This window comes from Streptomyces sp. DI166, from assembly GCF_900091315.1.
In the GTDB taxonomy this organism is placed as follows: Bacteria; Actinomycetota; Actinomycetes; order Streptomycetales; family Streptomycetaceae; genus Streptomyces; species Streptomyces fuscus.
Genome location: NZ_FLSP01000046.1, coordinates 55463 through 62070, shown reverse-complemented (window position 1 = coordinate 62070; position 6608 = coordinate 55463). Strand labels below are relative to the sequence as shown.

The following is a 6608-nucleotide window of genomic DNA, read 5'->3' as shown; positions in this document are numbered from 1 at the left end:
GCCGGGCCCGGCCCCGGGGGCGGGTGCCCGGCCGCTCGCGGCCCGGCCGGGAGTCGTAGTAGCGGCCGGCGCCCCAGCCGAGTACCGCCTCGGCCAGCAGCACGCCAACATTGCCCTCGAAATGGCTCAGTTGTTCGGCGGCGGAATGGCAGTAGCGACACTGCGAGAGATGCTGCTCGACATCCGGGAGGAGGGCCCCGCCGCGGCGAATGGGGACGTCGAGCAGCCGGTTGTAGAAGCGGCAGTCCTTGGTCGGGGCGAGTTCGCGATGCGCCAGTACACAACCTTCGCGGAATTTTTCACGCGCCTGTTCGAGTGCGGTCGTCGCGGTCTCGGTATCCATGCCGAGCAGTGCGGCGGGGACGGTTATCGGTTCCGCCTCGACCTCGGTGTGCCAGAGCAGACACCGGGCGAGTCCGGGAAGACCGTTGAATGAGCGACCGGCGAGCTTCCGGTTTTCCGGAGTCATGGACTTCGCGGTGCGCATACCGCGGCCGCCGGACGGTTTCTGGAGATCCGGCAGAACGGCCGATATCCGTTCCTCCGCCGCCCATACCCGTACCGTGTCGCGGACCGCGACCAGCAGGAAGGGGCGCAGCGCCGACGCCGACTCACCGAGCGCCAGTCGGTCGAGTACCTGGTGGAAGGCGGTGGCGGTGACCATGGCGGCGAGGTCGGCCCGGGAGGCGAGGCAGATCGCGGCGTATTCCTGGGCGGGCCGCCAGTGGCGGGCCATGAGCAGGGCGACCGTGGTGGCCGTCTCGCCGTCGGACCGGCCTCTGAGCCGGGCGGCGAGAGCGTCGTCCGATTCCTCGTGGACACCCGCGGGCGGGGGGTATGGGGGGCGAGGGGGGTGGGGGGTGGGCACTGAGCGGATTCCTTCCCACGCGCGGAGAACAGCGCGGGGAGTGAAATTCACCCTCTCCCATCCGAAGCCGATCCCCCATCGGTCCGAATGCGACCCGGCTTTTACCCCCCGCACGGGCTCTTAACCCTTGCACATAACACTCACGCCCAACAAGGCACTCGGGCAACATGAGCACCTTTGAAAGTAAGTCAGAAACGACCGCAACTCCGGTCACCGGCACCGACTTTCGGCTTTGCCCCGCGCCCCGTGTGAATCACACACCCGCACCGGCCCACGACGCACGCTCCCGGCCCGGACCCGCGCGCGATGAACTGGTACCGGCCCCTCGGAAGGCCACGCGCAGGACGGCGGCTCTCCCGCGCGAACGGGCCGCCGACCCCGATCTCCCGCCCTCGGTCGGCGGCCCCGAGGGGGAGACACCGGGCCGGCGGTCCCGAGGGGAGCAGCGGACCGGCAGTCGGGAGGGGAAACTGGGCTCAGTCGTCCCGCACCGCAGCCGCACCGACTCCCGCCGCTCGCAGCTTCCCGGCCAGCAGTTCCATCTCGGGCAGCGTTCCCGCGTACTCGCCGTCCAGTACGCGCCGCGCCGCGGTCTTGGCGCCCGCCGGATCGAGTCCCGCCTCGGCCCGCAGGACCCGCATGATCCGGACGCGCCCGGCCGACCCCGCGTCACTCACCCGCAGCCGGGCCGGACCGTGCGCGGCGAGCAGTTGCTCGCGCCGCTCCCCCGGCAGGTCCCCGCCGCACTCCGCGAGCGCGAACCCGCAGCCGGGGCACGCCGATTCGGCGTCCCAGCGCAGCCGCCCGGCCTCCAGCGCCTGGACGCCGACGCACTCCAGCTCCGCACCGCAGTCCGGGCAGGGCGCCGACCAGGTGACCGACTCCCGCACGGGCGCCGCTCAGATCTGCCAGGACCGCAGGCGGTCCGCGGCGCCGTAGATGTCCGTCTTGCCGTCGATCAGGTCGCGGGCGAGGTCGACGAGGGCGCCGTAGGGCGGATCGATGCCGACGCCGCTGACGAACATGTAGGCCACGGCGGTGGCACAGGCGAAGCGGGCGTTGGCGGAGGGCAGCGGTTTGAGCAGGGTCAGGGTGTGCAGCAGCGCCGCCGCCCGCCAGGCGGCGTCGGAGTTCACTCCGAGCCGCGGCGGGTCGACGCGGTGCCGGGCGACCGCGGCGACCAGCGCGGAGAAGTCGTTGATCGTCGGCTGGTCGGGCATGACCTCTTCGTGCCGCTGGAGCAGCCAGGGCACGTCGATATGGATGACGGGTGCCATCGCTCAGGCGGCCCGCCCCTCGCCCTTGGCAGGTGGTTCGTCGTCCGGGAAGGCGGCCGCGAATTCGTCGGCGTGCGAGGAGAAGAACTGGCGGAACGCCGCGGCGCCTTCCTGCAGCGCCCGGTGCCGGGCGATGTCCGCCGCCGCGGCCTCCCGTACGAGCGCCTTCATCGATGTGCCGCGTTCCTTGGCGATCTGCCTGAGGTCCTCAAGTTCGCGGTCGCTGAACTCCACATTGAGAGCTGGCATGGCCTCACGGTACCGCGCGGGTACTTACCCGTAAATACACCCAGGTCAGAACAGGTGTGCAACGGTACCTGCGGAACCAATGCGTGCACGATTCGGTGAGACCTGGGTCACATTGCCCGCTGTTTCTGTCACAAACGGACCGACTCGAAGGCTCCCAGTGGTGAGCGCACCGCTGCGGAGGCCCCGAATGTCCGAAACATCCCTTCCCGAGACCGGCGACCGGTTGGACCGGGCGACCGGTGTCTTCGTCGCCCACCGCGAGCTGCTGTTCGGCGTGGTCTACAACGTGCTGGGCAGCGTCGCCGACACCGAGGACGTCCTCCAGGAGACCTGGCTGTCCTGGACGGCCCGGGGCGGCGGCGGCCAGCCGGAGGAGGTCGCCAACCCGCGGGCGTACCTCGTCCGCGTCGCCGTCAATCACGCGCTGCGCCGACGCGCCACGATCACCCGCCGCCAGGAGACCTACATCGGCCCCTGGCTGCCGGAGCCGCTGGTCTCCACCGGAGAGGGCGCCGACGAGACCGCCCTGCGCGCCGAGTCGGTGTCGCTGGCGCTGCTGGTGGTGCTGGAGTCGCTGTCCCCGCTGGAGCGCGCGGTGTTCGTCCTGCACGACGTGTTCGGCTACCCGCACACCGAGATCGCGGACATCCTGGACCGCACCCCCGCCGCCGTACGGCAGCTCGCCCGGCGGGCCCGCGCCCATGTGCACGACCGGCGGCCGGCGTACGAGGCACATCCGCGGGTGCGGCAGGAGGTCACGGAACGGTTCGTCCGGGCCGCCCTCGGCGGGGACATCGCGGCACTGATGGAGATCCTCGCGCCGGACGTCACGGTGTGGTCGGACGGAGGCGGCAACCGCAGGCCGGCCGGACTGCGCCCGGTGCACGGCCGGGACAAGGTGGCCCGGCTGCTGACCGGCTATGTCAACCGGCACGGCATCGGGGACCTGGAGGTGCGCTTCCGGCAGGTCAACGGCGATGCGGCGGCGGTGCTGTTCCAGGGCGCGGAGCCGTTCGCGGTGATGGTCGTGGACCTCACGCCGGAGGGCGACCGGGTCTCGGGCGTCTACATCGTCAGCAACCCCGAGAAGCTGACCCGGGTCGAACGCGGCGAGGGCGAAGAGGAAGGACCTCGGTCATGACGGAGGCGTCCAGGGGCGAACGGGTCGCCGACTGGTTCGACGGCCGCCTCGGCATCCACGCGCTGGGCCGCAAGTACCTGCGCAAGGTGTTCCCGGACCACTGGTCGTTCCTGCTGGGCGAGATCTGCCTGTACAGCTTCCTGGTGCTGATCCTGACCGGCGTCTGGCTCACCTTCTTCTTCCACCCGTCGATGAACGAGGTGACGTACCAGGGCAGTTACGTCCCCCTCAACGGGATGCGCATGACCGAGGCGTACGCCTCCACCCTCGACATCAGCTTCGACGTGCGCGGCGGACTGCTCATCCGGCAACTGCACCACTGGGCGGCGCTGGTGTTCGTCGCCGGGATGCTGACGCACATGATGCGCCACTTCTTCACCGGGTCGTACCGCAAACCCCGGGAGATCAACTGGCTGTTCGGCTGGCTGCTGCTCCTCCTCGGCCTGTTCGAGGGCCTGTTCGGCTACTCGCTGCCGGACGACCTGCTCTCCGGCACGGGCCTGCGGTTCGTCAACGGGGCGCTGCTGGCCGTACCGGTCGTGGGCACGTACCTCTCGATGTTCCTGTTCGGCGGGGAGTTCCCCGGCGAGGACGTCGTGGCGCGCTTCTACGCGCTGCACATCCTGGTGATCCCGGGTGTCATGGCGGTTCTCGTGGTCGTCCATGTCCTGCTGGTCGTGTACCACAAGCACACCCAGTTCGCGGGTCCGGGCCGCAGCGAACGCAACGTGGTGGGCGCCCCGTTCCTGCCGGTGTACCTGGCGAAGGCGGGCGGCTTCTTCTTCCTGGTCTTCGGCACCCTCACCCTGCTCGCCGCGGTCGCCACGATCAACCCGGTCTGGGCGTACGGCCCCTTCCGCGCCGACCAGGTCTCCACGGGCGCCCAGCCCGACTGGTACCTGGGCTTCGCCGAGGGCCTGGTGCGGGTGATGCCGGGCTGGGAGATCACGCTGGGGGGCCACACCCTGGTCCTGGGCGTCCTGATCCCGATCGTCGTCTTCCCTCTGCTCCTGGTCCTGATCGGCGCCTACCCCTTCGTGGAGTCCTGGCTCACCGGCGACAGACGCGAGCACCATCTGCTCGACCGCCCCCGCAACCACCCGGTGCGCACCGGCCTCGGTGTGGCCTGGATCGCCCTGTACCTGATCCTGCTGGCGGGCGGCGGCAACGACATCGTGGCGACCCGGCTCCACCTGTCCATCAACGCGGTGACCTGGACCATCCGCATCGCCGTCCTCGTCGTCCCCGTCCTGGCCTTCGTCCTCACCCGCCGCATCTGCCTGGGCCTGCAGCTCCGCGACCGCGAACTGATCGCCCACGGCCGCGAGACCGGCATCGTCAAACGCCTCCCGCACGGCGAGTACGTGGAGCTCCACCAGCCCCTCGACCAGGCCCGCCTGCACACACTGACGGCGCACGAACGGCCCAGCGAGTCCGTCCAACACGAGTCCCGGGCGGAGATCCCCTAGCACACGCCCGCCCTGTCCGCCGATCCCCTTCCGTCGGCGACCGTGGCCCCTAATCTTGTGTCACCGGCGGTACCAACGGGGGTCGTCGGGCAGGGCGAGGGAGCGCGCCCCGGGACGGGGGCGCCGGAGGGGGGCCTCCTTGCGCGAGGAGATCGAGGACCGGATACGGCGCGTTTCCGTGGACGTCCTGGTCGGCTGGGACGGTGCGCGGAGGCCCGAGGACCAGGAGCAGTTCCTGGATCTGGTGCTCGACCGGCTCGGGCGGGGCGGCCGGCTCCCCCGGCACTCCATACCGCGCAATCAGTGGGTGGCCCTGCTCAGGTACTGCATGAAGCACGCGCCGGACGGCCTGTCCTGCCTCGCCGCCACGGTGGATCTGCTGGACCCCGAATCGGCGGAAGCGCTGCTGATGTTCCGCCTGAGCGACGAATGGCGGGCCGTGCGCAGCCTGCCGCCCGAGTACCCCGATGCCTGGGAGCTGCTGACCCAGTCCCTGGAACCCCTGCCCCTGCCCGCCGACCGACGGCGGCGGTTGCTGTCCCTGGCGACCGAGAGCCGATTAACCGACCCGCCCCAGCACTCCACCACTCCCTGGTCGGACTTCCTGTACCTGGTGGGGCAGAACTCCGCGCCGGAACGGGTGCCGCCGTGGATGGCGTACCTGGACGAGGCGGCCGGCTGGCTCCCGGACGCGGGGGCGTCCCGGGAGATACGGGCGCTCAACCGACGGCGAGCGGCGCGCTGGGGCATCGCGCAGAGCCTCGACCGCCTGCGGTACACGCGCGGCGCGGACCGGCAGCCCGCCACCCATGACGAGCATCTGGCCATCCGGATCATGCCCGCGCCGTTCGACGAGGGCCACTACACGGTGTCGTACTGGTTCCACTCCGACGCGCGGGGGCCGGACTTCGAGGGCCGCCGGGACAGCGCGGTGATCCCCTTCGACGATCTCCAGCGCAGCGTCAGCGAGGTGATCTGCGAGGTGGAGCGCGCCGAGGGGGACAGACCCGGGCAGCTGCGGCTGGAGTTCGTGCTTCCGCTGGAGCTGATCAACCTGCCCGTGGAGTCCTGGCCGTTGGACGCGGCCGAGGACCCGCATCTGCCGCTCGGCATGACCTACCCGGCGGTGGTGATCCGCAGCCTGGAGCGGCTGCTCGACCAGAGCTGGCACGGCAGATGGCGGCTGCGCTGGCAGAAACTGCGCCAGGAACCGGCGGCCGGTTCCGTCTACATGGGTATTCCCGGGGCCAACGGCCAGCACCCGGGCCTGCCCGGACTGCTCGACGAGGAGCATGTCGCCGCCGTGCTCAGCGAACCCCCGGAGGAGGGCCGCCCGCACGGCCGCAAGGAGTTCAAGACCGCGCTGCGCATGGGCTATCCGGTGGTCGTCTGGCATCGCACCAGTGAGTCCACCACGGAGTTCCGGCAGGTGATCAGCGAGCTGTTCGCGGGGGGCTTCGCCGATCTGCTGCCGCGCGTCACCCGCTTCCGGCGGCAGGCCGCCGCGCTCGGCGCGGGCACGCCGGAGCACCACATCGGCCGGCATCTGGCGGTGCTGTGGGACGACCCCGACCGCAAACCGCTGTGACCGTGACATCACCGCG

Annotated in this window: 6 protein-coding genes and 1 pseudogene; 3 read left to right on the top strand and 4 right to left on the bottom strand. The window is 70.8% G+C overall.

Annotation, left to right across the window (positions count from 1 at the left end):
* The 4 genes and pseudogenes from GA0115233_RS22460 to GA0115233_RS22445 all read right to left on the bottom strand — a co-directional run.
* A pseudogene (locus GA0115233_RS22460) lies at positions 1-868 on the bottom strand (hydrolase); the annotation flags it as partial.
* A 476-nt stretch (positions 869-1344) separates the two neighbouring features.
* On the bottom strand, positions 1345-1758 hold the full coding sequence (locus GA0115233_RS22455) for a hypothetical protein (RefSeq protein ID WP_093722072.1): 414 nt from the start codon (positions 1756-1758) through the stop codon (positions 1345-1347).
* A 9-nt stretch (positions 1759-1767) separates the two neighbouring features.
* Positions 1768-2145 (bottom strand): toxin Doc, encoded by a 378-nt coding sequence (locus GA0115233_RS22450; RefSeq protein WP_093722071.1) that lies wholly within the window; start codon positions 2143-2145, stop codon positions 1768-1770.
* Positions 2146-2148: 3 nt separating this feature from the next.
* Positions 2149-2394, bottom strand: a complete 246-nt coding sequence (locus tag GA0115233_RS22445; protein WP_093722070.1) for a hypothetical protein — start codon at positions 2392-2394, stop codon at positions 2149-2151.
* Positions 2395-2581: 187 nt separating this feature from the next.
* Here GA0115233_RS22445 and sigJ point away from each other — a divergent pair, with 187 nt between their 5' ends.
* From sigJ to GA0115233_RS22430, 3 genes are all read left to right on the top strand, one after another.
* Positions 2582-3535 carry an RNA polymerase sigma factor SigJ gene (gene sigJ / locus GA0115233_RS22440; protein ID WP_093722069.1) on the top strand — a complete coding sequence of 318 codons (954 nt, stop codon included), beginning with the start codon at positions 2582-2584 and terminating at the stop codon, positions 3533-3535.
* Entirely contained in the window at positions 3532-5004 is a 1473-nt protein-coding gene (locus tag GA0115233_RS22435) for a cytochrome bc1 complex cytochrome b subunit (RefSeq protein ID WP_093722068.1), read from the top strand. Before sigJ ends, GA0115233_RS22435 begins: the two co-directional genes overlap by 4 nt.
* Before the next feature lie 139 nt (positions 5005-5143).
* Positions 5144-6592, top strand: coding sequence for a VMAP-C domain-containing protein (locus GA0115233_RS22430; RefSeq protein WP_093722067.1), 1449 nt, complete (start codon positions 5144-5146; stop codon positions 6590-6592).
* Positions 6593-6608: the final 16 nt, after the last annotated feature.

What these genes read in the sequence shown, in the direction of transcription:
- GA0115233_RS22450 (WP_093722071.1), bottom strand. Translation starts at nt 2,145, where the DNA reads ATGGCACCCGTCATCCATATCGACGTGCCCTGGCTGCTCCAGCGGCAC.
- GA0115233_RS22445 (WP_093722070.1), bottom strand. Translation starts at nt 2,394, where the DNA reads ATGCCAGCTCTCAATGTGGAGTTCAGCGACCGCGAACTTGAGGACCTC.
- sigJ (WP_093722069.1), top strand. Translation starts at nt 2,582, where the DNA reads ATGTCCGAAACATCCCTTCCCGAGACCGGCGACCGGTTGGACCGGGCG.
- GA0115233_RS22435 (WP_093722068.1), top strand. Translation starts at nt 3,532, where the DNA reads ATGACGGAGGCGTCCAGGGGCGAACGGGTCGCCGACTGGTTCGACGGC.